At 56.7% G+C, this 21,366-nt stretch carries 20 protein-coding genes; 1 reads left to right on the top strand and 19 read right to left on the bottom strand.

The window, feature by feature from the left end; genetic code table 11:
* Nucleotides 1-22: 22 nt before the first annotated feature.
* Nucleotides 23-1,501 carry a M81 family metallopeptidase gene (locus tag FPY71_RS12970; protein WP_149300731.1) on the bottom strand — a complete coding sequence of 493 codons (1,479 nt, stop codon included), beginning with the start codon at nt 1,499-1,501 and terminating at the stop codon, nt 23-25.
* Nucleotides 1,502-1,935: 434 nt separating this feature from the next.
* On the bottom strand, nt 1,936-3,024 hold the full coding sequence (locus FPY71_RS12975; protein WP_149300732.1) for a D-TA family PLP-dependent enzyme: 1,089 nt from the start codon (nt 3,022-3,024) through the stop codon (nt 1,936-1,938).
* A 157-nt stretch (nt 3,025-3,181) separates the two neighbouring features.
* Between FPY71_RS12975 and FPY71_RS12980 the strand changes: the two genes are divergently transcribed.
* The gene (locus FPY71_RS12980) at nt 3,182-4,045 is read left to right on the top strand and encodes a MurR/RpiR family transcriptional regulator (protein WP_149300733.1); all 864 of its coding nucleotides are present in this window, start codon (nt 3,182-3,184) and stop codon (nt 4,043-4,045) included.
* Between the two features lie 68 nt (nt 4,046-4,113).
* Here the strand turns inward: FPY71_RS12980 and FPY71_RS12985 are convergent, their stop codons facing one another.
* From FPY71_RS12985 to FPY71_RS13065, 17 genes are all read right to left on the bottom strand, one after another.
* Nucleotides 4,114-5,244 carry a mandelate racemase/muconate lactonizing enzyme family protein gene (locus FPY71_RS12985; RefSeq protein WP_149301096.1) on the bottom strand — a complete coding sequence of 377 codons (1,131 nt, stop codon included), beginning with the start codon at nt 5,242-5,244 and terminating at the stop codon, nt 4,114-4,116.
* Between the two features lie 127 nt (nt 5,245-5,371).
* Nucleotides 5,372-6,172: a transporter substrate-binding domain-containing protein gene (locus FPY71_RS12990; RefSeq protein ID WP_149300734.1), complete on the bottom strand. Its 801-nt coding sequence runs from the start codon at nt 6,170-6,172 to the stop codon at nt 5,372-5,374.
* Between the two features lie 48 nt (nt 6,173-6,220).
* Nucleotides 6,221-6,946, bottom strand: a complete 726-nt coding sequence (locus FPY71_RS12995) for an amino acid ABC transporter ATP-binding protein (protein ID WP_149300735.1) — start codon at nt 6,944-6,946, stop codon at nt 6,221-6,223.
* On the bottom strand, nt 6,930-7,577 hold the full coding sequence (locus FPY71_RS13000; protein ID WP_149300736.1) for an amino acid ABC transporter permease: 648 nt from the start codon (nt 7,575-7,577) through the stop codon (nt 6,930-6,932). Before FPY71_RS13000 ends, FPY71_RS12995 begins: the two co-directional genes overlap by 17 nt.
* A gap of 10 nt (nt 7,578-7,587) precedes the next feature.
* The gene (locus tag FPY71_RS13005; RefSeq protein WP_149300737.1) at nt 7,588-8,271 is read right to left on the bottom strand and encodes an amino acid ABC transporter permease; all 684 of its coding nucleotides are present in this window, start codon (nt 8,269-8,271) and stop codon (nt 7,588-7,590) included.
* Nucleotides 8,272-8,378: 107 nt separating this feature from the next.
* Complete coding sequence (kdgD, locus tag FPY71_RS13010; RefSeq protein WP_149301097.1) at nt 8,379-9,302, bottom strand: 5-dehydro-4-deoxyglucarate dehydratase; 924 nt, start codon at nt 9,300-9,302, stop codon at nt 8,379-8,381.
* A 76-nt stretch (nt 9,303-9,378) separates the two neighbouring features.
* Entirely contained in the window at nt 9,379-10,110 is a 732-nt protein-coding gene (locus FPY71_RS13015; protein WP_149300738.1) for a FadR/GntR family transcriptional regulator, read from the bottom strand.
* A 155-nt stretch (nt 10,111-10,265) separates the two neighbouring features.
* Nucleotides 10,266-11,474, bottom strand: coding sequence for a diaminopropionate ammonia-lyase (locus FPY71_RS13020; RefSeq protein WP_149300739.1), 1,209 nt, complete (start codon nt 11,472-11,474; stop codon nt 10,266-10,268).
* 135 nt (nt 11,475-11,609) lie between these two features.
* The gene (locus FPY71_RS13025) at nt 11,610-12,098 is read right to left on the bottom strand and encodes an Lrp/AsnC family transcriptional regulator (protein ID WP_149300740.1); all 489 of its coding nucleotides are present in this window, start codon (nt 12,096-12,098) and stop codon (nt 11,610-11,612) included.
* A 159-nt stretch (nt 12,099-12,257) separates the two neighbouring features.
* Nucleotides 12,258-12,956 carry an SDR family NAD(P)-dependent oxidoreductase gene (locus tag FPY71_RS13030; protein ID WP_149300741.1) on the bottom strand — a complete coding sequence of 233 codons (699 nt, stop codon included), beginning with the start codon at nt 12,954-12,956 and terminating at the stop codon, nt 12,258-12,260.
* Between the two features lie 5 nt (nt 12,957-12,961).
* Nucleotides 12,962-14,011: a glycerol dehydrogenase gene (locus FPY71_RS13035; RefSeq protein ID WP_149300742.1), complete on the bottom strand. Its 1,050-nt coding sequence runs from the start codon at nt 14,009-14,011 to the stop codon at nt 12,962-12,964.
* A 5-nt stretch (nt 14,012-14,016) separates the two neighbouring features.
* Nucleotides 14,017-14,859 carry a carbohydrate ABC transporter permease gene (locus FPY71_RS13040; RefSeq protein ID WP_149300743.1) on the bottom strand — a complete coding sequence of 281 codons (843 nt, stop codon included), beginning with the start codon at nt 14,857-14,859 and terminating at the stop codon, nt 14,017-14,019.
* Nucleotides 14,856-15,716 (bottom strand): carbohydrate ABC transporter permease, encoded by an 861-nt coding sequence (locus tag FPY71_RS13045; protein WP_149300744.1) that lies wholly within the window; start codon nt 15,714-15,716, stop codon nt 14,856-14,858. Before FPY71_RS13045 ends, FPY71_RS13040 begins: the two co-directional genes overlap by 4 nt.
* 68 nt (nt 15,717-15,784) lie before the next feature.
* Entirely contained in the window at nt 15,785-17,113 is a 1,329-nt protein-coding gene (locus FPY71_RS13050; protein WP_149300745.1) for an ABC transporter substrate-binding protein, read from the bottom strand.
* 157 nt (nt 17,114-17,270) lie between these two features.
* The gene (locus tag FPY71_RS13055; protein ID WP_149300746.1) at nt 17,271-18,332 is read right to left on the bottom strand and encodes an ABC transporter ATP-binding protein; all 1,062 of its coding nucleotides are present in this window, start codon (nt 18,330-18,332) and stop codon (nt 17,271-17,273) included.
* Nucleotides 18,332-19,831, bottom strand: coding sequence for a xylulokinase (locus tag FPY71_RS13060; protein WP_149300747.1), 1,500 nt, complete (start codon nt 19,829-19,831; stop codon nt 18,332-18,334). Before FPY71_RS13060 ends, FPY71_RS13055 begins: the two co-directional genes overlap by 1 nt.
* Entirely contained in the window at nt 19,821-21,281 is a 1,461-nt protein-coding gene (locus FPY71_RS13065) for an FAD-binding oxidoreductase (protein WP_188052338.1), read from the bottom strand. Before FPY71_RS13065 ends, FPY71_RS13060 begins: the two co-directional genes overlap by 11 nt.
* Nucleotides 21,282-21,366 lie beyond the last annotated feature (85 nt).

Genomic DNA, 21,366 nt, shown 5'->3' on the forward strand with positions numbered 1-21,366 from the left:
GAGGCCGCCTTTTCCTATGCGATTAATCAAGGCCCAACGGGTCGGCGACACGCGGCCAGAGTTCAAGACTGGCTTTGCGATAAGGCGTTATCGCCGGATCTGTGGGGTAAGACGTCGGTGCGGCGATGTAGACGATCTCGGACGTGATCGGTTGAAAGCCGGCCTGGAAATGGTTGGTTGATTTGACCAGAAGGAAATCCTTCGATCGGTAATCAATGCCAAGATTGGTGAAGATATCCGGCTCATACGTCTGGGAACGGCTGGTGATCAGGATAATATCGATTGTGGTTCCCACAGGACGCACAACGGCAACGCGTCCCAGATTGACCCGGCTGTTACGGAAGCTTTGCCAACCGGCATCCACGACTTTCCTGATCGTCACCCGCAGATCCAGCGGATCGCCTCCCTGCCAGGACGATTTGCCACCAATCCGAATATCAAGTTCTGCATCTTCACCTGCTGCATGGCAGAATGAGACGGCAACGGGGTCCCATATCGTGGCAACGCCGAAATTATCGAGCCCGCGCTTTTGCATGCGACGAATGATATGGGTTGCATCGCCTGCAACACCGCCACCCGGGTTGTCCCATATGTCGGATATGACAACGGGAAGAGCCGGATTTGCCTTGCGCACGGCAATTGCATGATCAAGGCCGGCTTCTGTATCAAACATCTGCATGGCGGTGATTTTTCGCATGGCGTAAAGCTCATGGCCCAGCCTGCGAGCCAAAGCATCGCCTATTGCCTTGTCGTTGTCCGTCACAACAATGATGCGGGTGCCCATGTCGGGTGCATCACCTGCCATGAAGCCATGAATGACGGACAGTGAAAGAATGCCATCCTTGCCTTGCATGGCAACCAGTCGGTCGACAAAGGAGCGCATTGGTTCCCGGTTGGTCGGATAGATGGTGATCATCCGGCAATCGAAAGTGGAAATAACGGGGCGGATTTCTCCCTTGAGCGCCCTTAAGGCGAGGTCCACAACATGCTCGCCGCGTTCTTCGAAATCCGTATGCGGGAACTCAAGGAAGGTCGCCATGATGTCGAGATTGGCGACGCGCTTGGCCGTCAGATGACTGTGCGGATCAAACTCCGCTGCAATCAGAACATTTGGGCCGACAATTTCGCGGATGCGCGCCAGAAGGTCACCTTCCGGGTCATCGTAGCCCTGCGCAACCATCGCGCCATGAAGCCCCAGCACAACGCCATCGACCGGTAATGCCTGGCGCAATTCGTTGAGAATGGTGTCGCGAAGGGTTTCATATGTTTTGCGCTGGATAAGACCGGCAGGCTCTGCCCAGCAGGCAGTTCCTTCTATGACCGTGAAGCCTTCAGCGCGCGCCCGACGGCGCAGAATCGGCACAACAGATGAACACAGTGTCGGTGTGTCCGGATGTTCACCAGGTGCGGCATAAAAGCCGGCCTTGAACGCATACATGTCGGTTGGAACAGGCGAGAAAGTGTTGGTTTCGGTCGCCAGAGAGGCTGTAAAAATACGCATATGATTGCCCGTCATCGCACGCATAAAGAACGTCAAAGCTTCGCATGATTGCGCTGGTAAAATGTCCTGTCGCTAAACAGGCAGGAGACACTGCGGAAAAATCATTTTTGATGGTCCTCCGCCCATTTCTTGTAATTTATTTTCTAAATAATGCGTCAAACTACGCGTATGTCAACAAATATTGCGATTTTCACGTAAAAAATAGATCATCCATGAAAATATTATGAAATTATTTTTCATTTTTTCATCTGCGTAATTTTGCGTTTCTCATGTCTCGATTATGCGAACGGGTATAAAACCTCGGTATGCGCCGGGCTGGGCAGTTCATAGCCAGCCATGGCTGGGGCAGGCGCTGGCAATGAGACGTCTGCGCACATGAAAAAAAGGCCTGTAAAAACAGGCCTTTTTTTCATGAGAAATGAATGTTTTCGCGCTTACCAAACCGCTCCGCGCGCAGCGACATCCTCGACGCGTGTCACAATGCCATTTCGATGAAAGACCATGCGGTCAAAAAGATTGCTGACAACGCATGTATGATTGGGAATGACACGCACCATTGAGCCGATTGCAGGAAAATCGACTTTGCAATCGCTCAAATCGACCACGGCATGTTCTTCTGAAAGGGAGACAATCCGCGCAGCTTCAAAGCCTTCAATTGTGCCGAAATCGGAAAAGCCGAGAAGATCTGACGTCAGCGCTTTTGAACCGCAATCCAGCACAGCGCGGTTTTCTGCCGGGCGTGAAACAACCGTTGCCAGGATGTACATTGCAATGTCGCCGATTTTGCAATGGCCTGCACGAACCATGCTGCGATCATTGTAAACATATGTTCCGGCACGATGCTCCGTCGCGGACGGCACAAGATGGGCAGAATAGAAATCGGGAGAGCCGCCATTGGACCGGATCGGGCAATCAAGTCCCTGTGCTTTGAGCTGCTTCACCGTTTCGACAATGAAATTCTCAACTTCCTGGGCGCCGCCAACGGCCGGATAGGTCAGAATTCCGGCGAAATGCAAACCGGGCTGCGCGTCAATCGATTGCGCCAGAGTTGTGGCGGCTTGCGGTGTCTGCACGCCGCAGCGCTTGCCACCGGTGTCGCACTCCACCAGTACGGATAGTGGTCGTTCAGCGTCAAATGTTGCGGCCAGTCCTGTTAACGTGGCCTCGCTATCAACCGTCACCTTCAATGCCCGAATTTTTTCATGAAGAGTTTTGAGGCGGGCGAGTTTCGAAGTTCCCAGAATATTGAAGGTGATGAGAATGTCCTCAAAACCTGCATCGGCAAACACTTCAGCTTCCGTTACTTTCTGGCAATTGATCCCCTTTGCGCCCGCATCCACCTGCTGACGGGCGACAGCAGGAATCTTGTGGGTCTTGATGTGTGGACGAAAGGTTTTGCCGCTTTGCTCGATATAGGCTTGAGCGCGCGTGATATTTGCCGCCAGTCGATCTTCATCAATAACGGGCAGCGGGGTAGGCAAGTCTTCAATCCGTGTGCCTGTTGCGGGCCAGGGGAATGTCATATGGAAACCTCTATGCGACATTGACCATTTTCGATGTATATAATTTTCTTATTCGGCTCAATTCAGCCGATCTTATTGACACTATTGCCGACGTTTTCCATAAATGTGAAATTATTTTTCAAGTCCGGCAATCGCACGAAAGGTCTGATGTTTTCACATGGATATCATTCACGCGCTCAGTGATGACGAAAACAGACTTTCGGGACTGGAGAGAAAACTGGCGGCCTATGTGCTTGACAATGTGGATTTTGTTGTTGCTGCATCCATAAGCGAGCTGGCCGAAAAAGTTCAGGTTTCTGCGCCGACGGTAACGCGGTTCTGTCGGCATCTTGGCTGTCAGAGCTATTCGGACTTCAAGGTGCAGCTTGCGAAGATTTCTTATGTCGGATTGCGTTATCTGACCCCGGAAACTCAAACGAACAGCGTTGAAGAGGTTGCGGAAGACATTATTGCGAAGGCCCAGAATGCGCTGTTTCAATTGCATCGGCAATTGGACCTGGCTGCGATTGACAGAGCGGCACATCTGTTACGCAGTGCCAATTTCATTCAGGCTTTCGGCGCAAGTGGTAACTCGGCAATGATCGCCAATGAATTGCACAACCGCCTTTTCCGACTGGGTTGTCATATCCATTCTTCCAATGATCACAGCATGAATGTCATGCTCTCTTCAGCAGCGGTACCCGGAACGGTCGTTGTGGGTTCATCGATGACGGGACGCGATGCAGATCTTCTGCATTGCATGAACCTGCTGCGTGAGAGATCAATTCCGACGATCGCCATCACTCAAAGCCAGTCGCCTCTGGCAAAAGCATGTGACGTGCTGATTGCAGTCGATCTTCAGGAGGGGAAGAATATTTTCCGCCCCACATCAACACGGTATGCGTATCTGGCGGCCATCGATATTCTGGCGAATATGGTGGCTTATGCCGATCGCAATCGTGCAGCCCGCGTTCTCAGGCAAATCAAGGAAGAGCTCGTCCGTTCGCGCGATGGTGATGATCGGCAGATACTGGGCGACTAAAGCATTCAAGGTTGAACCGACAAAGTTCCAACGATATGCCAATGGGACAGAACAAAGCGTTAGACAGTTCAGGCAATCCGATATTGTTCGAGTGCATCGCGGTTGATCTCGATGCCGAGACCTGGCCGGTCCGGTATTGCCAGTACACCATCGACTACCTCAAACGGCTGCGATGCAATTGCCTGCCGGAACGGGTTGGGGGTGCGGTCGAACTCGAATATCGGCGCGCGTGGCGCGTGTCGATCCGGAGCCACGGGCAAAGATGCCAGAAACTGAAGCGAGGCCGCAATCTGGATCGCTGTTCCCCAGACATGCGGCACAACACGCACTCCGTAAAGAGTGGCAAGTTCCGCGATGCGCCGGCACTCGGAGAATCCGCCCGCGCCGCAAATGTCGGGTTGAGCGATGTCGACAGCCTCGGCCTCGAACGCTTCCCGGAAGCCGTAGCGGCCATGCCAGGTCTCGCCTCCTGCCACGGCGATCGGCTGCCCGGCTCGCACCTTGCGGTAAGCGCCAAGGTGTTCAGGGATTACCGGTTCTTCGAACCAACGAACATCATAGTCTGCTGCCGCTTTGCCAACCTCGATCGCCTCAAGCACGTCATAGCCATGGTTGGCGTCGATCATCAGTTCGACAGAGGGGCCTAGGGCGCTGCGCACAGCGGCAATAACGGCAATATCTTCAACAGGGTCAAAGCCGATCTTGATTTTTACTGCTTGGAAACCGTTCGCAACATGCCCGGCAACCTCTATCGCCGTGTCTTCAACTCTATCAGTGCCGACCCGGTGGAAGCCGCCGGTTGCGTAGGCCTGAACGCTTTCGCGAAAGCGTCCACCCAGCAGCGTTGCGACAGAGACGCCAAGATGTTGACCCTTGATATCCCAAAGAGCGACATCAATGCCCGATAAAGCGGTCATAGCCAAGCCGCGTTGCCCCTGATCCCGGCTGGTACCGTAGAGCTTTGCCCACACCACTTCCGTATCCATTGGGCTCATGCCAATCAGGTGAGCGGCGTAGAAACGCACCATTGCCTGATTGGGCATTGCCGGACCCAGGCACTCACCCCATCCAGATGTACCGTCATCACAAACGACCTCCACCACGCAGTGCTGACGGCGGTCGAATGTCATTGTGGAGCTTTGAAACTGTTCATCCAGAACATGTTCCAGAACGTAGGTCTTGACTTCGACAATTCTGATCGGGGTCACTGTTGCTTCACTTTCAAGGAAAGGCGGGAGAGCTGTTGATGCTCCGTCTTGATGCTGGCCGAACCGGGTAGCGACGCACGCTGATCCCGGTTCGGGCAAAATGGAACTCTTAGCCTCTTCAGCGGGCTTGAATTGTTTCCGGCAATTGGGTGCCGAAATAGCCTTGGAACGCCTCGTTCAGGCTGCCACCTTCGAGGTTTTTACTGATTGCGGCGTTGAGCGCTTCCTTCAGTTCCGGCTCTTCCTTGCGCAACCCCACACCGATCGGAAATTCAACCAGCGTGAATTTCAACTCCAGGTTACGGTTTGGGTTCTGCTCGACGATGGACTTCAACGTGGCAGGTTCTGTTACAGCGGCCTGAACCTGCCCGCTGACGAACGCAGTCATGTTGGTGGCTTCGTCATCGAACCGGACGATGTCGGCATCGGGCGCCTGGGCAGTCAGCGCAGTATCGTTGGTCGAACCGCGTACAACCCCAACGCGGACGCCTTTCAGATCGGCAGTGGACGAAATTGCCAGATCCTGCGGGCCGGCGACGCCAACAATTGCACTGCCGTATGGGATTGAGAAGTCCACAACCTTTTCGCGCTCGGGCGTGATCGAAAAGGTCGAAATCACCGCATCAACGCGACCGCTTGTCAGAAACGGAATACGGTTCGGCTGCGTCAGCTCGACAATGGTCAGGTTCACGCCGAGTTCTTCAGCGATCAGCTTTGCCGCATCAAAGTCGTAACCGGCAGATTGAAGGTTGGCATCCTTGTAGCCCCATGGCGGACGTCCAAATTCCAGACCAACGCGAATCTCGCCGGCGCTTTTGATCTGTTCGAGCAAATTCTGCGCCGACGCGGCTCCCGGCATCGCAAAAGCGATGACAAGCGCCCCGATCACGGCGCGGAAGAATTGTCTTTTCTCGGTCATTCCATTCTCCTCCGTTTAGATTATTTTTGCTCGTTTCGTCGCTGGACGTCAGGCCGCTGCTACGAATCTGGCAAGTTCCTCGGTGCCTGGGTTGGTCAGGATTTCCGGACCCCCTTGCTCCCTTACGACGCCGTTGTGCATGAAAATGATTTTGTCAGCCACGCGGCGGGCGAAATCCATCTCGTGCGTGACAAGGATCATTGTCATGCCGTCCTTCGCCAAACCTTCGATGACGCGCAGCACCTCGCCCGTCAGTTGCGGGTCAAGCGCCGAGGTCACCTCGTCAAACAGCATGACCTTCGGCTGCATGGCCAACCCACGAGCAATGGCGACACGCTGTTGCTGGCCGCCCGAAAGCTGTTCAGGGTATGACTCCACCTTTGATTGCAGGCCGACACGGTCCAGCACTGCATTGGCAATCTGGGTGGCCTCCGCTTTGGTCTTGCCTTTCACCAGTCGCAGGCCCAGCATCACGTTCTGCGCCACCGTCAGGTGCGGGAAAAGGTTGTAGCCCTGAAACACGATGCCAACGTCTCGCCGCAGAGCCGCAAGGTCGACGGTGCCCGTATGCATGGCGTGACCGCACACAAACATCTCGCCGCCTTCGATGGTTTCCAGGCGATCCATGCATCGCAGGGCGGTCGACTTTCCAGAACCGGACTGGCCGATAAGTGCCACGACTTCGCCGCGAGCGACTGAGAAGCTGACGCCCTTGAGCACTTCCAGGGAGCCGAAGCGCTTGCGAACGTCGCGAAGTTCAACGATGTTCGACATCGAGTTTCCTTTCCATGTAACGGCTCAACTCCGACAGCGGATAGCACGCGATAAAGTACAGGAACCCGGCAATCCCGAAGTATACAAAGGGTTGGAAGGTCGCGTTGTTGATCAGCTTTGCGTTGTAGGTCAGTTCGGCATAACCCACGACAAGCGAAGCTATTGATGTGTTCTTGATGACCTGCACCATGAAGCCGACAGTGGGTGGAAGCGCGATGCGAATGGCCTGTGGGGCGATAACCCGCGCCATGCGTTGTGTACGAGTGAGGCCAAGGCACTCGGCCGCTTCCCACTGCGCCTTGGGCACTGCCTGAAGACATCCGCGCCATATCTCACCGAGATAAACGCTGGCATAAATGGTCATTGCCAGGGTTGCGGCGGCCAGCGGCCCAATGTGTCCGATCCCCAAAAGGCTGGGGCCGAAAAAGCTCAATCCCATAAGCACCAGCAGTGGAATGCCCTGAACGACACTGATATAGGCCCCCGTGATGCGTCGTATTGGAACGAGCGGGGAAATGCGGGCAAGCGCCAGCACAATTCCGACGAAGCCACCGAAAATGAATGTCAGACCGCTGAGGATCATGGTGGCCAGCAGGCCGTCCACGAGGGACATGACGAATACCGGGTTCATGTCTGCGGCCTCACAATGGCGTTCCAAGCTTACTGCGACGCGGGAACATCAACTGGCCAAGCCCCCAGAAGAAAAGGCGCACCAGCGCGGCCAGCAGCACGTAGATGACTCCGATCACGACGAAGATTTCAAAGTTGCGGAAGGTGGCCGATTGGATGCGGTTGGCCATGCCAAACAATTCGTCCACGCCGACGGCCGACACGATGGATGAAAAGAGCATCAACAGCACATATTGGCTGGTGAGGGCCGGATATACACGTTCCAGCGCCGGGCGAATGATCACATGCAGATAGGTTTGAAACCTGGAAAGACCCAGGCATTCCGCTGCCTCTATCTGTCCGCGTTTGATAGACTGGATGCCCGCACGCACAATTTCTGTGGTGTAGGCGCCGACATTCACCGTCAGGGCGATAGTTGCACCTAGTATAAAAGGCATCCGCACACCCATGGATGCAAGCCCAAAGATGAGGAAGTAGGCCTGGATCAGAAGCGGTGTGTTACGGATGATTTCGACATAGACCGTCACGACCGCCCGCGCCCATCGGACATGCGACGTTCTTAGCCCTGCACATATCGACCCCAGGATAATTCCCAGAACTGTCGATACCGCAGTGATCTGCAACGTCACCAGAACACCCTGCAACAGCAGAGGCCAGTGCTCGAGAACAGCCTGGAAGTCAAACTGATAGGCCACACATCCTCCCACTCGACGCTTGGCCCAGCCGACCCGCACCATTGTCACAGGCCGGCTGGAAAACAAATTTCAGTCTGCCCCAAAGGAGCAAATGACGTGCGGCCTTGTCAGGCGAGCCGCGTCACAAGTTCATTGGCTTTTGCAATGATACTTTCCAGAAGCACTGTTTCGTCGGACGTCAGGTCTGAAAGTGGCGGACGCACCGCGCCTGCCTCGAAGCCACGCAGCCGCACGCCTGCTTTGACCGCAGAGACGGCGTAACCCTTGCGACGGTTGCGCAGCTCCATGAACGGATAGAAAAATTCTGTAAGGATGGTTTCGCAAAGCGTGCGATCACCCGTCCGCACACCCCGGTAGAACAATTGCGCCAGATCCGGCACGAAGTTGAACACAGCAGATGAATAAGTGGTGAAACCCGCGGCAAGGTAAGCTTCGGCAAACAATTCCGCGGTCGGCATGCCACCCACATAGGTCAGCCGGTCGCCCAGCTTGGCAGTGACCTGACGCACCAGGGCAATGTCGCCAACGCCATCTTTGAAGCCAACCAGATTCGGGCATGTATCACAAAGGCGCGCCAGCGTGTCGGCTTGCAACACCGAGTTATCGCGATTGTAGACGACAACCCCGATTTCGACTGCGCGGCACACCGCTTCAACATGCTGATACAGACCCTCCTGCGGAGCATCAATCAGATAATGCGGCAAAAGCAGAATGCCGTCCGCGCCGGATTTTTCGGCGGCTTTTGCAATGGAAACCGCAGTCCGGGTGCCGTAGCCACAACCGGAAACAATTGGCGTATCGCCAGCCGCTTCTTTGGCGGCACGCACAATTTGTGGCACTTCCGCAGGCTCCAGCGAGAAGAACTCACCTGTGCCGCCGGCAGCGAACAGGATCGACGCATCATAACCGGACAGCCAGTTGACATGGCGCTGGTACGGCTCTGGATTGAACGCGCCATCAGCATCGAACGCGGTTACCGGAAACGACAGCAGGCCGCTGCCAAGGGCCGACTTGAGCTCGGAAAGTTTCATGAAGGCGGTTGCTCCGTAAATATGCACACTTGTTGGCGTACTCATGCATATTTATCGTACAAGCGTCAATAAGTCGTCATACGAATTTTTCTGCTTTTCGGAGAATCATTCTGTATCGCTGCCTTCCACCCAGCAGATGCACGCGCATTGCGTCGCGTGCGCGTTCCACGTCGCCGTCCAGCACAGCATCGATAATTTGGGCATGTTCCTTTTGAAGCCGTTCAACATTTGACTTCAGTTCTGCTTTGTCCACTCCAAGTGCAGCGCGTGGGATGATGTCTCGACCAATCATCTCAAGAAATTCGCGAAAGCGATGATTGTTCGTGGCGGCGGCGATGGAGATATGCAGCGCGAAATCAGCGTCAGCGGTCGATTGCCCGGCCGCGGCGCATTGGTCTATCTGTTGCAGACACAGCACCATATCCTCTTCCTGCGCGGGAGAGCGGCGTTGCGCGGCAAGTCCCGCCGCCTCAACCTCGACAGCTGCCCTGAGTTCAAGAAGCTCGAGCACCGTCGATATTTTCTTGTAATCAATGTCCTGAAAGGGCTGGACCGCGCTCTTGACCGGATCGATTATGAAAACGCCAGCGCCTTGTCTCGGCTCTACAAGCCCGTCTGCGCGCAGAATCGTGACTGCCTCGCGGACGACCGTGCGGCTGACGCCATGATTGAGCGTCAGTTGTGCCTCACTGGGAAGCTTGTCGCCAACCTTGTATTCTCCCGCTACAATTGCTTCGCGGAGAGTTTCGGCGAGGTTCTCTACCAGCGTTCCGTTTGCTTGCCGCTTCTCGCCACCTGTTTTCGACACTGCGCAGATCTCCGTTCCAATCGCATGCTTCTATGTCTATTTATCACATGAGATTTGCAAGTCATATGATAAGTTTCAAGGCAGTTTTGCTGCAACAGGCTTTTGTGACCAAACTTTCAACAGGACCTCACGGCGTCTGACTCTGCTGGAAAGCCTTATGCTGCATTCGCGTTCAGAACACCTTCCGGGCTGCGGCCCACAATCTTTTCGTAAAGCGTGGAATCTGTTGCACCTTCTGTGTTGATGACCAGCACACGGGCTTCGGGACCTAGGCCAATCTGAACGGCAAGCGCCGGGTCGCGTTGCACGGCGATAAGTCCCGCAAGCCCTGCTCCCCCGCTCTCACCTGCAACCACCGCCGGATCGCCAGCCGCGGGAGACGCAAGGCGTCGCATGACTTCAGGGGCGCACTCCTCATCGACCGTCATGAAGCCGTCCGCCACCCGCGACAGTATCCTGAACGCAACCAGGGAGGGTTCGTAGCACTCAAGCATGACCATGATTGTCGGCTGGTCTCCCTGCACCTTGACAAGCGTGCCGGCCTTTGCGCTTTCGAACAGGCAGGCGGAGCGGGCGGGCTCGACGATAGTGACATGTGGCTGGTGACTGCCCAGAACGACGGACATATGCCCTGCAACTGCAGCGGCGAAGCCGCCAACTCCGGCCTGAAGAAAGACATGGGTCGGCGGATATGGAAGATCGGCGAGAGTCTCGTGAACAAGTGCGATGTAGCCCTGAGATACGAGGCTTGGTGTATACTCATAACCCGGCCATGACGTGTCAGACAGGACCGTCCAGCCATTGTCCCTGGCTGCGCGGGTGGCTTGCGCTACGGAATCATCATAATTGCCGTCGACCCGCAGGATTTCCGCACCGAAGCTTGCGATAGCCTCGATCCGAGCGTCGCTGACGCCTGAATGGACAAAAATTTTTGCCTGGGCGCCTATGAGCGAGGCACCCTGCGCTACAGAGCGCCCATGATTCCCGTCGGTTGCGCAGGCAAAGGTCATTCCGGCTGCAATAACGCCAATCTCATCGGACATCAGCTCATCTACACAGACCGGCCGCTTAAGGCGGCGTTCGGCTTCCTCCTTGACCAGGATCATGAGCGCATATGCGCCGCCAAGAGCCTTGAAGCTCCCGAGACCCAGACGAAACCCCTCGTCCTTGATGTGCAGCGAGCCAAGGCCAAGTTCAGCCGCAAGTCCCGGCAACGCATGCAGTGGCGTCGGTGCATTGTTATCGCGCAAAGTCAGCACTTGAAACACGCGTTCGACAGCGGTCAGGCCTAGTGTTTCGGCGTCTGTCTGCTCAAGAGGTTGGGCATGAGTGGATAGGGTATTGTGCAAATATTGGATCGGCATCGCAGCACTCCATCTGGGCTGGAGCCACACTAATTCACCGTCAGCAATAAAAGCGCTCCAATTTGGAGGGGCAAATGCAACATTGTTTCGTCCAGGCTGAATGATCATCTAGCGGATGCATGGTGAGCCTGCACACTATCCCAGTGGAACGGTCAGTCCTGCTTTGATGCGATCCATGCAAACAAGAGTCCGGAAACGCTTCACATTGGGGTTTTCAAAAAACAGACGCCGCGTCAGAACCTCGTACTCGGCCATAGTCCTCACCACGACAATCAGGATAAAATCCACGTCTCCTGTCACATAATAGCACTGCTGCACTTCCGGCACCGAGGAAAACAAACGCTTCGCGTCGTCGAACATCTCGGCCCGTTCACTTTCCATCTGAACCTCGACAAAAAGAGTAATAGCGCGTCCAACTTTGGCCGGGTCGATCAGTGCGGCATTTCCTGCGATAACCCCTGTCTCTTCCATTCGTTTGATCCGGCGTTGCACAGCAGGTGCAGACAGATGCACGGCTTCAGCAATGCGGCGTTGTGGTGTCTTGTTGTCCAACTGAAGAATTTTCAAAATCGCAAGATCGGTCTTATCCAGCTCAATGCGTCCTGAACCTGACTTTTCCCTCACCGCCGCCCTCCGTTATCGATCCAAATTTGCGCGAGGATTGGCTGTTTCTGGCACATTTGGTGCAGGAGGCGGAAGATTGGTTTTGTGTGGCAGTCAATATCACCATCGCGCTCCCCTTCTGTCGACAGCAGGGTTTGGGCCTATGGCGCAACCGCAATTTCAGCTTGCCAGATAGCCGCCATCGACGGGCATGATTGCACCGTGGACATAGGAAGCATCGTCGGAAAGCAGAAACGCAACCACCTTGGCGATTTCGTCTGTTGCGGCCCAGCGACCCAGCGGAATGCGGGCGTCAATCCGCGCCTTGCGTGTTGCATCGGCGCGCGCGCCTTCTGAAATTCGCGTTTCCACCCAGCCCGGTGCCACCGCGTTGACCCGGATTCCGCGCCCGCCCCATGAAACCGCCAGCGACCGTGTCAATGCAGCCACCGCCCCCTTACTGGTTCCATAAGCCGGTGCAACCGGATTGCCGAACCAGCTCCACATAGACGCAATGTTGACAACTGAGCCGCCCGACGATTCCAGGGCGGGCAGGGCCGCCTTGCAGCAGTTCAGCACACCCGTAACATTAACGGACATGACCCGTTCAAATATTTCGGGCTCCCATTCCTGCTCAAAGCGTATTGTGCCCGCGCATGTCACAAGTCCGCCAAGCTGATCAATGCCGGCGAAGGCCGAAGCAACAGACTCCTTGTGCGTTACATCGCATTCGACAAAACGGGCATTGTCTGGAAAATCCGCATCGCGCTCAAGACCCGCTGCCGTGACCTGCCAGCCCCGCGCCGCCAGCAACCGCGATGTTGCAAGTCCTATACCGGTGCCCCCGCCCGTCACCACGACATTTCCCCTGCTTGTCATATCAATCAAATCCGTTCGTTCAGCAGTTGCATGGCCCGCACAAGATCATCCGGTTCAAGGCTGCGGTAATAATTGCTGGCATAGGGCGCGCCGAGTGCGACCTCTGCCATGCGGCGGAATGTGGCTTCGTCCGTAATGCCAAACGGGGCAAACCGGGTGGGCAGTCCGATGCTCTCCAGAAATTGTGCCAGATCGCCAAGCTCTGCTTCATCACCCTGACCAGCGGCGATCTGGGTTAATGTGCCAAGCGCCACCATCTCGCCATGCAGCAAGCCGCTCAGTTGCGGCACGGTTGAAAATCCGCGCACCATGGAATGTGCGATGGACAGGCCGCCGCTTTCAAATGCCAGACCGCTCAAAAGAACCGCTGCTTCAACCACACGCTCAAACGCTTCGTTCGGCTTGGTTGCCGCCATGGCTGCCAGACCGTCGGCCAGAAGAATGGCCCGCGCCCGCTCGACAATTGCAAGCGTCAGTTCGGTGGGCTGTCCGCCAAAGAAGTTCAGTCCTTTGCCAGCCACTGCCCCGGCGAGTTCATATGGTTTTGACATGGCATCGCCAATTCCGGCGGCCAGAAAGCGCCTTGGAGCACCGGCGATAATTGCCGTGTCGACCAGCACAAGCGCAGGATTGGTTCGCATGCGGCGCACACCTTCCACTGCGTGGTCAGGGGTGTACACCACCGCGATGTGGCTGGTCGGGCTGTCATTTGAGGCTATTGTCGGCACAATTCCAACCGGCAGGCCGCTGATGATGGCGGCCCCCTTGGCGGTGTCGATGGCTTTGCCCCCGCCAACACCCAGGATGATCGCGGCACCTTGCGTTTCCGCAGCGCGGGCGTCGATCTCCCCGGCGGTGCATTCCCCGCCAAATTCCAGAAGCCGCGCCTGCGGCAGCAATTGCAGGATGCGCTCGCCCAGAAGCTGACGCGCTACAGGATCGATGATCACAGCCACTGGCCCTGATCCGAAGATCGCCACCTCTTCGGCCAGCCGATCAATGGCACCCGGCCCCTGCACATAGCGTTGAGGGGCACCCAGAATGCGGATTGTCATGTGGGCTATCCTTTCACCGCGCCAGCAGTCAGCCCCTGCACGAAGTAGCGCGACAAGGCGATAAAGGCGGCGAAAAGCGGCATTGCGATCAACGTTGAACCCGCCATCACATCACCCCACCGCAGGTCAAACGCCCCAATCATTGAGGCCAGGCCCAAAGGCACCGTTTTGTTGGCATCCGAACTGATCATGACCAGCGCAAAGGTGTAGTCTGTCCAGGACAACAGGAATGCAAAGATTGCAACCGTAACGAGCCCAGGCGCCGTTAGCGGCAGAACCACCCGAAGAAACGCGCCGAGCCTCGTGCAGCCATCGACCATGGCCGCTTCTTCCAGCTCGAACGGCATTGTCTTGAAAAAACCCCACAGAAACCAGACGCCAAGCGGCATGGTGATGGTCAGATGTGAAATGACCAGAGACAACAGTGTGTTGTTCAACCCGATAAAGGTCATCATCGAGTAGAGCGGGATGGCCAGCAACAGCGGCGGAAACATGTAGGCATACAGCATACCGGCAATGATCATCTGCTTGCCGCGAATGCGCTGCCGGGTCACGCCATAGGCAATCATGACCGAAAGGATCATGGTCAGCACAACGGTTGTAACCGCCACGATCAGGCTGTTCAGGAACTGGCGCGGATAGTCCGTCTGGGCCAAGAGGCTTCTGTAATACTCAAATGTCCACCGCTCCGGCCAGAGAGTCGGCTCCATAAGCAATTCCTGCGTCGGGCGAAGCGACGACACAATCATCCAGTAGATGGGAAAAGCGCTGTAGATCGCCAATACAATGGCCGCGAAGTAGATGCCGACGCGACCAGCGACGCGTTGCGCTGTAATGGGGTGCGTCATTTGCCCGTCTCCATTGGGAAAAACCGGAAGTAAAGAGTCACTGCAAGCATTAGGACAAGGAATGACAGGGTGGCGATTGTTGCACCCGTGCCAATGTCATAAAGGGCAAATGCCTCGCGGTAAGCCAGAACCGGCAGGTGCTCGGTCGAGCCCAGCGGCCCACCTCCTGTGGTCAGCCAGATCACGTCGAATTTGTTGAACATCCACACGCCGCGCAGCAGGATGATAACCGTTAGAATAGGCCTGAGCGAGGGGAGGGTTACATGCAGGAACCGCCGGATAGGGCCCGCGCCATCAACCCGCGCGGCCTCGTAAAGCTGGGGCGGAACAGTTTGCAGACCGGCAAGAAAAGTGGTTGTGACAAACGGCGTCCACAGCCAGACCGAAATCAGGATGACGGAAAACATCGCAGCGCGCTCGGTTTCAAACCACCAGATTGGCGGAAGACCCCAGTCATCCATCTTGATGGTGACAATGCCGAGTGAGCCATCCACCATCCATTTGAAGACCAGCACTGCCACGACAGTGGGCAGGAGGTATGGCAGGAAAGCCAGACCGCGCAGCAGGGTGCGCCCTATGAAATTCTGGTTCAGAAGCAGGGCAAAGCCAATGCCCAGCACAACCTGAAGCACAATGGCCAGACCGGCATAGACAATGCCGTTCCACAAGGCGTTCCAGAAGGCACCGCTCGACAAAACCTCGGCATATTTGCTGAATCCCACCCAGACGGGCTCAGCCGTAAGCGACGGCATGTCATAGAAGCTGAGGGAAACCGCATAAAGTGCGGGGCCGACAATCAGCAGCAGCGTCGCGATTATGCCGACGCCCAGAAAGCCCGGCAGCAGCCAGCGGGTCATTGAAATCTCCTCATGGGTCGGCTTGAAACGTCAGTGCGGGGGAGGGATGTCCTCCCCCGCATTCCAGATTACGCTATGACTTCGCGCATCTTGGCCGCGGCGGCTGTCACTGCATCGTCTGATGACATGCCACGCAGCAGCTTGTTCTGAAGCATTTCGGGCATGACAAAGGATTCCAGCACCTTGCCGGGACGAACATCGGGCGCAGGGCCCTGAGTGTCGATCGATGTCAGAATGACGGAAGGATCCGTGATCAACCGATGCATTTCCTCGATCTGCCCGTCAAACTGCTTGATCAGCGCATTATCGCGCCAGCGAGGATCATCATAAATGTCCAGCCGCGCCGGTTGGAAGTGAACCGGTGCCGTATGCAGGAAGTCGACGATCTTGTCTGTCGTCAACCACCGCATGAAATCCATGGCCGGGCCGGTATTGTCAGTTTTCATCACCACCCAGCCATCATAACCATGGCTGACCGCCTTGTTGGCTCCGCTGCTGTCCATGTAGGGCATGATGTCCAGATTTTCGGCCATTGCGGGGTTGTCGCGCGCTGCCGCCTCATAAACGCGACCGGCATAGGCTGCGTGGCCAACCGTGCCTGCGACCAGGTTTGACAGCACGTCGGAATAGCCAGCCTGCAATGCGCCGGGAGGCATGGTCGGGTAAAGCCGGGCCATGAAGTCCAGATAGGCTGCCACTTTCGGGCGCATCACATCATCGTCAAGAATGACATTCCACTGGTCGTCAAACAGTTTGACGCCGTCTGCCCAGAGAAACGCAAAGGACATCCAGTTCGAAGCGCCGTTCGAGCCGATCGGGAACAGGCTGCCCCGCTGGCGACCTTCAACCAGAGCCTCGGAATTGCCGACAAACTCATCCCAGGTGTTGGGTATTTTGAGGCCTTTGCCTTCGTAAAGGTCCTTGCGATAGTAGATCAGCGCAAGGTTGTAGTCGAAAGGATACCAGAACACCTTGTCGTCTATCGGGAACAGAATGTTGTTCCCCCACTTGTAGTCGTCGGTCAACTCGTTCAGCGGCACAATCAGGTCTTGGTCAGCCAGCATCAGAACCTGGCCGATATAGCCGACATTGGCGACATCATATGGCGCGCCGGACCGAATTCCGTTGGTGATTTTGGTGAATGTCTCATCCAGCGGAACGGAATCGACAATCACCTCGATGCCGGTTTTCGTCTGATATTCGTCTGCCATGCTGGCAAAAAACGCCAGTGTGTCTTTGCCGGTTTCACAGTTCAGAAACCGGATCGGGCGGGATCCCTGCGCCCGCACGGCGGGGGCGGCAAGGCCGGAAAGTGCAACGCCAAGCCCGAGACTTCCGGCACCCAGCAATGTTTGTCTGCGCGTTAACAATCCGCGGCTGTTCCTGTGGTCTTTCATAGTTTCCTCCACCTATGATCCGCGAAAGGCGCGGCCCTCCCTTAATGCAAGTCTTTTAAGCATTTCCCGTTGAAACACTTACGTTTCAACGGCAGGACAATGTGCCAATACAAAGAGTTAGCGTGCCGCAGGGGACCGAATGGTCACCTGAAACACGCTAGGCTCCGGCTCCCAGTCTCTCGCCGCTTGTGCGGTCAAAAAGGTGAAGCGCGGCTTCGGGCAGTGCGACTGGCACTGTGCTGCCCAGAGCAATGTCGTCGCGGCGCCCTGTCATCAGGCGCATGCGCTGGCCTGCCAGTTCACCAATCAGCAGAGTCTGCGAGCCCAGTTGTTCAATGGCCCTGACAGAAAGCGGCTGCCCGCTCTCGCTGATTGCCAGACCTTCTGGCCGGATACCGATAGTGACCGGTCGTTGTTGCGCGCCCAGCCATGCAGGGGCGCCTATCGAAACGCCGCCTCCCAGAGCAAGCTTTCCTCCCGAAAGCTCGCCCTCAAGCAGGTTCATTTCGGGCGATCCGATGAAGCCGGCCACAAAGGCATTGGCCGGCCGGTCGTAAACCTCCAGCGGTGAGCCGATCTGTTGAACATGGCCGTCGCGCATAATCACGATACGGTCGGCGAGCGTCATCGCCTCAACCTGATCATGCGTCACGTAAATCATCGCCTTGCCGATGCGTCGCTGCAGAAGCGCAATCTCTTCACGCATTCGAGCCCGCAACTTGGCGTCGAGATTGGACAATGGCTCATCCAGCAGAAACACTGCGGGATGACGCACCAGTGCCCGGCCCAGGGCAACACGCTGCATCTGCCCACCAGACAACTGGCCAGGCTTGCGATCCAGAAGATGGGTGATATCCAGCATTCGCGCTGCATCATCGACCCGCCGGGTGAACTCGTTTGCCTCCGTTCCGCGCATTTTCAGGCCAAATGACATATTGGCGCGAATGGTCTTGTGCGGGTACAGGGCGTAGTTCTGGAAGACCATCGCGATGTCGCGGTCCTTCGGCTCCAGCGCGGTAACGTCTCTGCCTCCGATCAGCAATTGCCCGGAACTGATGCTTTCCAGCCCTGCCACCATGCGCAGGGTGGTCGATTTCCCGCAGCCTGAAGGTCCCAGGAGGACAACCAACTCACCTTGGGCGATTTCCAGATCCACACCTTCAACAGCGACAACGGTGCCGTACGTCTTGCGCAATTTGCGCAGGCTGACCTCGGCCATTATTTACCCTCCCTCAGTTCACGCACAGTGCTATGGTTCAGTGAGGTGAGGGCCTCTTTGGCCGCGCGGAACCTTGCGAACCCCCTTGCATAAACATCTGCATTGGCCGGATCAGGCTGCAATGTTTCGCTGACCCTGATCACCCGTGCGGCATCATCGGTATCGGCAAACACGCCAACGCCAATGCCAGCAATCAATGCGGCACCGTAGGAGGCATCACCTTCCGCCGGTATTTCGATTGTCAGGCCCGTCACGTCGGCAATGATCTGCCGCCACAACGCGCTGCGCGTACCCCCGCCGACAAGGCGGGCGGTGTCAAAGCCCATGTGCCTGTCCTGCAATACAGCCAGACAGTCGCGCAGCGTATATGCAATGCCCTCATACAGGGCCCGGCAAATATGCGGGGCACTGTGGCCAAAGCCCAGTCCGACAAAAGATGCGCGCAGGTCCGGGTCCCAATAGGGGCTGCGCTCGCCGTTCAGATAGGGGTGAAACAACAGGCCCTCGCATCCCGCCGGTGCGGTTTGTGCCTGCTTGTCCATGCCATCAAAGCCAATATCTGCGAACAATGCATCGCGCAGCCAGCGATGGGCCGACGCACACGAGTTGGTTCCGAGAATGGCATAGTAATGCTGCGGCACGAGATGCGGATAGTGGATCACATCTTCGGAAAATGCCGGTGACGCCGTCAGGGTGGAAACCGTGCCAGCAGTGGCCAGTTTCAGGGCGCCAATTCCGGGTCGCGTCATGCCAGCGGCATAAGTTTCCGCGTTGGTGTCGGAGGTTCCACAAATCACCACCGTGCCCTGCCGAAGGCCGGTCTGAGCCGCAGCCTGGGCTGTAACCTTGCCGGTTACGGCTGTTGAGGCCAGAATGGGAGGCAGTGCATCGACAGACAATCCGGCCATTGCGCATAGCGCATCTGACCAGCCACCTGCCTGCGCGTCCGCCAGCATCAGGCCCCAGGCATCGGTCACCTCTGTGGCAATAGTGCCGTCCAGCCGGAAGCGCAGCCAATCCTTGGCGGGCAGCACGCAGCGAATGGCCGCGTGCGTTTCGGGCTCCTGCTCCCGCACCCACATCAGTTGAGGCAAGCTCCAGGTTGCGCTGATCCGATTGCCGGAGAGAGCAAGGATTTCGCGGCCTTGCGCTGCGCGCGCCTTGTCAACCTGCACGCCCGAGCGTTGATCATTCCACATGATCGCCGGGCGCAGAATGCGCCCATTGCTGTCTGTCAGAACATGAGTGTGTGCGCCGGCTGTAACTGAAACAGCGGCTATCTGAGCTGGATCGACGCCCATTGCCCAGATTTTGCGCAGAGATCCGGTCAGCGCGCTCCACCAGCCTTCCGGATCCTGCTCGCTGAAACCGGGCTTTGGCGACAGAGTCTCCACCGGCAGTGAAGCCGTGGCCACAACGGTGCCGGAGCCGTTGATCACCGTCGACTTCAGCGAGCCTGCGCCGAGATCAATGCCGAGCAGCAGGGTGTCACTGCTCATGGGTTGACCTGTCACGATACGGGTCGATTGCATTGGGACGAGGCGGGAAGCCCAGCTTGCCGGGGTTGAAGAGATTCTGAGGGTCGATAGCGGCCTTGATCCTTCGCAAAACCTCCATGCCGGCGCCGTGCTCGCCATCCATCCATGGGCCGCGGAAAAGGCCACTGCCATGGTGATGGGCAATTGAGCCGCCGTGAGCCAGCGTTTCGCCGGTGGCAATTTCCCACAGCTCGGCGTGAAGCGGCAGAGCCTTTGCCTGGTCCATTGGCGGCAGGCGGATCGTCATGTATTGGCAAACCCCTTCCGGGTAGACATGCGACCAGTGGGCGCTGAAATGCGCATCGGGTGCAACCTGCGCAATGCGCGCAGCTATGGTGTCGTAAAGCGAGGTGGCTTTGGTCCAGTTAACCGTCACCTCTATCGTATCGTTGTAATAGCCCTTTTCGAGCCACTGTTTGGTGATCGAGACATAGCGGCTCTTGCGCCATTCATCGAAGGGCCGGGTTTCAGTTTCAACGGCATCAACACTGGCGGCAAATTCGCGCACGATGACAGCTTCCGCGGCCACGATGGCAGCTTCTCCGCACAGCACAATATTGGCCATTACAGGGCGGTCGCCAAAGGCGGCAATTCCTTCGGTTCGGCCTGCGGTTTCCTTTTCGTCATAAAGTCTGACGATGCGCGGATGCAGCCCTGCCTGCATGATTTTCCGACCAAGATTGAGCGCCGCTTCCCGGTCGGGCAGGGCCAGAACTATCTTTTCCTCTGCCTCTGGCAGCGTCCATATCCGCATGGTCAACTGGGTGATAACAGCCAGCGTGCCTTCATTGCCAACAATAAGGTCCAGGATCGAAGGGCCTGAGGCGCGCTTTGGCAGAGGCCGGATGTCCAGCACTTCGCCGTCTGGCAGTATCGCCTTGAGACCAACGACAATGTTTTCAATTTTTCCGTATCGGCTGGATTCCTGCCCGCCACCCCGGCACGCGGCCCAGCCGCCTACGGTTGAAATCGTCAGTGATTGTGGCAGGTGGCCGCAAGTGAACCCTTGAGCGTTTAACGCATCTTCAAAATCTTCACCGTGCATACCGGCTTCAACCGTTACGAGGTGGTTTTCCCGGTCAAGCTCAAGAATCCGGTTCATTCTTCGCACGTCGAGCATCAGTTCATTGCCAAGCGGAATGATGCCGCCCAGAACGCCGGAGCCACGCCCGTAGGGGATCAGGGGCAAATCCAGTTCGCCCGCCTTGCGCACGACGGCTGCCACCTCTTCCGTAGTTTTTGGCCGCAGAACCAGTCCCGGAAGCGTGCCGACCAAAGCGCCCTCACGAGCGCGGAAATTCGCGTATGGCAGGCGGTCATGTGCATAGCCCGACCGGGCAGCTTCATCGGTTAGGACATTTTCCTCTCCGATCAGCGCCGAGAACTCGGCGCCGGGATCAAGTTTTGTCACTGTGCTTCCTCCCCACAGCTCAAACCGGTCAACCCTGTTTCCAATTTGAGCAAACGTTTGTTCAACTGCATTTGAGCAGATTTGC

It is taken from the genome of Aureimonas fodinaquatilis (genome assembly GCF_008369445.1).
GTDB classification, from domain to species: domain Bacteria; phylum Pseudomonadota; class Alphaproteobacteria; order Rhizobiales; family Rhizobiaceae; genus Aureimonas; species Aureimonas fodinaquatilis.

What these genes read in the sequence shown, in the direction of transcription:
- FPY71_RS12970 (WP_149300731.1), bottom strand. Translation starts at nt 1,501, where the DNA reads ATGCGTATTTTTACAGCCTCTCTGGCGACCGAAACCAACACTTTCTCG.
- FPY71_RS12975 (WP_149300732.1), bottom strand. Translation starts at nt 3,024, where the DNA reads ATGACATTCCCCTGGCCCGCAACAGGCACACGGATTGAAGACTTGCCT.
- FPY71_RS12980 (WP_149300733.1), top strand. Translation starts at nt 3,182, where the DNA reads ATGGATATCATTCACGCGCTCAGTGATGACGAAAACAGACTTTCGGGA.
- FPY71_RS12990 (WP_149300734.1), bottom strand. Translation starts at nt 6,172, where the DNA reads ATGACCGAGAAAAGACAATTCTTCCGCGCCGTGATCGGGGCGCTTGTC.
- FPY71_RS12995 (WP_149300735.1), bottom strand. Translation starts at nt 6,946, where the DNA reads ATGTCGAACATCGTTGAACTTCGCGACGTTCGCAAGCGCTTCGGCTCC.
- FPY71_RS13000 (WP_149300736.1), bottom strand. Translation starts at nt 7,577, where the DNA reads ATGAACCCGGTATTCGTCATGTCCCTCGTGGACGGCCTGCTGGCCACC.
- kdgD (WP_149301097.1), bottom strand. Translation starts at nt 9,302, where the DNA reads ATGAAACTTTCCGAGCTCAAGTCGGCCCTTGGCAGCGGCCTGCTGTCG.
- FPY71_RS13020 (WP_149300739.1), bottom strand. Translation starts at nt 11,474, where the DNA reads ATGCCGATCCAATATTTGCACAATACCCTATCCACTCATGCCCAACCT.
- FPY71_RS13030 (WP_149300741.1), bottom strand. Translation starts at nt 12,956, where the DNA reads ATGACAAGCAGGGGAAATGTCGTGGTGACGGGCGGGGGCACCGGTATA.
- FPY71_RS13035 (WP_149300742.1), bottom strand. Translation starts at nt 14,011, where the DNA reads ATGACAATCCGCATTCTGGGTGCCCCTCAACGCTATGTGCAGGGGCCG.
- FPY71_RS13040 (WP_149300743.1), bottom strand. Translation starts at nt 14,859, where the DNA reads ATGACGCACCCCATTACAGCGCAACGCGTCGCTGGTCGCGTCGGCATC.
- FPY71_RS13045 (WP_149300744.1), bottom strand. Translation starts at nt 15,716, where the DNA reads ATGACCCGCTGGCTGCTGCCGGGCTTTCTGGGCGTCGGCATAATCGCG.
- FPY71_RS13050 (WP_149300745.1), bottom strand. Translation starts at nt 17,113, where the DNA reads ATGAAAGACCACAGGAACAGCCGCGGATTGTTAACGCGCAGACAAACA.
- FPY71_RS13055 (WP_149300746.1), bottom strand. Translation starts at nt 18,332, where the DNA reads ATGGCCGAGGTCAGCCTGCGCAAATTGCGCAAGACGTACGGCACCGTT.
- FPY71_RS13060 (WP_149300747.1), bottom strand. Translation starts at nt 19,831, where the DNA reads ATGAGCAGTGACACCCTGCTGCTCGGCATTGATCTCGGCGCAGGCTCG.